Below are 3,110 nucleotides of genomic sequence, written 5' to 3'. Positions count from 1 at the left end.
CGAGCACGTCCTGTGCCTGGCGGAGGTCGAGGGTGACCTGCTGACCCAACTGGCAGCCGTGCTGGCCGTCGGTGGCTCGGCGGTGTGGCCGGAAAGCGAGATCAGCAAGGCGCTGTTCGCCCGCTTGCCGAAGGAAGTCCAGGCACGCATCCAGCGCGTGGCCGACTGGAGCAAGGACGAAGTGGTATTCGACGCCGTCCTGCACCACGGTGATTCCGACCAGCTGCGCAGCGTCTGCCAGCAGGTGGCCCAGCGTGCCGGAGCCATCGTTGGCGTCCAGGGCCTGTCCCAGGGCGAGACCGCGATTGCCCTGGAGCGCCTGGTGATCGAGCGCGCCCTGAGCGTCAACACCGCAGCCGCCGGAGGCAACGCCAGCCTGATGACCATCGGCTGAAGCCGATAGTCGGCACCCTGGAAAAGAGCGCCCTCAGCGGCGCTCTTTTTTTTGCCCGACGCCATTTCCTGTAGCCGCTGCCGCAGGCTGCGATCGGCCGGAACGGCCGTAGCGCTTTCATTGCCGCCGAAGTTCCTGCGGGACTAATCCCAGCCTTCGGCAGCGGCGACAGGGGCTGTGCCTGTTTGGCATCTTTATCACCCACATCAATCTTGCTATCCAGCCTTCATTCACGCGCCTAGACTCGGCCCATTCCCTATCCCACAGGTATGCCGCCATGTCCGAGACGCTGCTCAGTTCCCGCAATCTGGCCTTCGAACTGTATGAGGTACTCGACGCCGAGGGCCTGACCCAGCGCGAGCGGTTTGCCGAGCACAACCGGGAAACCTTCGACGCCGCCCTGGGCACCGCCCGCAGCATCGCCGAGAAGTTCTTCGCCCCGCACAACCGCAAGGGCGATGAGCACGAGCCACGCTACGAAGACGGCCAGGCGGTGCTGATCCCCGAAGTGAAACCGGCGGTGGATGCGTTCCTCGAAGCCGGCTTCCTGAATGCCGTCCGCAGTTTCGAGGCCGGCGGCATGCAACTGCCAACCCTGCTGTCCCAGGCCTGCTTCGCCCACTTCCAGGCGGCCAACGCGGCCTCGACCTCCTACCCGTTCCTGACCATGGGCGCCGCCAACCTGATCGAGAGCTTCGGCACCGAAGAACAGAAACAACGCTTCCTGCAGCCGATGATCGACGGTCGCTTCTTCGGCACCATGGCCCTGACCGAGCCCCATGCCGGCTCGTCTCTATCGGATATCCGCACCCGTGCCGAACCGGCCGCCGACGGCAGCTACCGGCTCAAGGGCAACAAGATCTTCATTTCCGGCGGCGACCACCCGCTGTCGGAAAACATCGTGCACATGGTCCTGGCCAAGCTGCCGGACGCGCCGCCCGGGGTGAAGGGCATTTCGCTGTTTATCGTGCCCAAGTTCCTGGTCAACGACGACGGCAGCCTGGGGCCGCGCAACGATGTGCTGCTGGCCGGGCTGTTCCACAAGATGGGCTGGCGCGGCACCACCTCCACCGCACTGAACTTCGGCGATAACGGCCAGTGCGTGGGGTATCTGGTGGGCAAGCCCCATCACGGCCTGAGCTACATGTTCCAGATGATGAACGAGGCACGGATCGGCGTCGGCATGGGGGCGGTGATGCTCGGCTACGCCGGCTACCTGTACTCCCTGGAATACGCCCGCGAACGCCCGCAAGGTCGCCTGCCGGACAGCAAGGACCCGAGCACCGCGCCGGTGGCGATCATCCAGCACGCCGATGTGCGGCGCATGTTGCTGACCCAGAAGGCCTACGTCGAAGGCGCCTTCGACCTGGGGCTATACTCGGCGCGGCTGTTCGACGACACCACCACCCTGGCCGATGCGGCCGAGCGCCAGCAGGCCCACGAACTGCTGGACTTGCTGACCCCGATCGTCAAGTCCTGGCCTTCAGAGTTCTGCCTGAAGGCCAACGAACTGGCGATCCAGATTCTCGGCGGCCACGGCTATACCCGGGAGTACCCGGTGGAGCAGTACTACCGCGACAACCGCCTGAACCCGATTCACGAAGGCACCCACGGCATCCAGTCCCTGGACCTGCTGGGACGCAAGCTGGCGCAGAACGGCGGCGCCGGGCTCAAGCGCCTGGTACGGCTGATTGCCGAGACCGGCGAGCGGGCCCGCGCCCATCAATCACTGGACGCCCTGCGCCTGCCCCTGGAACAACTGGTAACGCGCCTGCAAAGCGTGACGCTGGGGTTGCTGGGTGACCTGGCCAGCGGCAAGGTCACCGGCACCCTGGCCAACTCGGCGCTGTATCTGAAAGCCTTCGGCCATGCGGTGATCGGCTGGCGCTGGCTGGAACAGGCCATCCGGGCCGAGGAAGGACTGGCGCGAGCAGTGGCGGCGGATCGGGATTTCTACCTGGGCAAGTTGCAGGCCGCGCGCTACTTCCTGACCTGGGAAGTGCCAGGCTGCCAGCACGAGCTGGCACTGCTGGAAGCGCGGGACGATACCTGCCTGAGCATGCAGGACGCCTGGTTCTGAGGCCACCCAGGAGCGGGCTGCCGACGAAGGCGCCCGGCCTGATACACCGCGGCGCATGGTTCGCTGGCAAGCCAGCTCCTGCACCAGGCGCCATTGCTCCCCGTAGGAGCCGGCTTGCCGGCGAAGGCGCCCGGCCTGACGCACCGCGGCGGGTGGTCAGTGCAGCTTGAAGCCGCCCACCTGTCGGGCCAGGTCCTCGGAGAGGCGCTGCAGGGTCCGGCAGTCTTCACGACAGGCCTGGACTTCGGCCGCGGTGGCCCGGGCCAGATCGGAGATGCCCTGGACATTGCGGTTGATCTCTTCGGTCACCGCCGACTGCTCCTCGGTGGCGGTGGCCACTTGCTGGTTCATGTCGCTGATGTGCTCAACCTGCCCGGTAATCGCTGTCAGCGAAGCCCCGGTCTGCTGGCTGGACTGCACCCCGGTACCCGTGGCCGACTGCCCGGCATGCATGGAGGCCACGGCATTCTCCGCGCCCTGCTTGAGGCTCTGGATCATCTGCTGGATCTCGTCGGTGGAAGCCTGGGTGCGCTGGGCCAGGGTCCGCACTTCGTCCGCCACCACGGCAAAGCCTCGGCCCATTTCCCCGGCACGGGCTGCCTCGATAGCCGCATTGAGGGCCAGCAGGTTGGTCTG

The 3,110-nt window shown here is 66.3% G+C and carries 3 protein-coding genes; 2 read left to right on the top strand and 1 reads right to left on the bottom strand.

The features are described 5' to 3' along the window. The coding region (locus tag F6S12_RS30800; RefSeq protein ID WP_315869768.1) for a hypothetical protein at positions 1-394 on the top strand (394 nt) is incomplete at its 5' end. Between the two features lie 277 nt (positions 395-671). After that, positions 672-2,474 carry an acyl-CoA dehydrogenase gene (locus F6S12_RS30795; protein ID WP_315869767.1) on the top strand — a complete coding sequence of 601 codons (1,803 nt, stop codon included), beginning with the start codon at positions 672-674 and terminating at the stop codon, positions 2,472-2,474. A gap of 156 nt (positions 2,475-2,630) precedes the next feature. Here F6S12_RS30795 and F6S12_RS30790 read toward each other — a convergent pair. Next, positions 2,631-3,110 (bottom strand): methyl-accepting chemotaxis protein (locus tag F6S12_RS30790; protein ID WP_315869766.1); only part of this gene is annotated, 480 nt, incomplete at its 5' end.

Source organism: Pseudomonas sp. JV245A, from assembly GCF_032424515.1.
GTDB classification, from domain to species: domain Bacteria; phylum Pseudomonadota; class Gammaproteobacteria; order Pseudomonadales; family Pseudomonadaceae; genus Aquipseudomonas; species Aquipseudomonas protegens.
Note: the sequence above shows the minus strand (reverse complement) of the source record. Positions and strands in the feature narration are given on the sequence as shown.

What these genes read in the sequence shown, in the direction of transcription:
- F6S12_RS30795 (WP_315869767.1), top strand. Translation starts at nt 672, where the DNA reads ATGTCCGAGACGCTGCTCAGTTCCCGCAATCTGGCCTTCGAACTGTAT.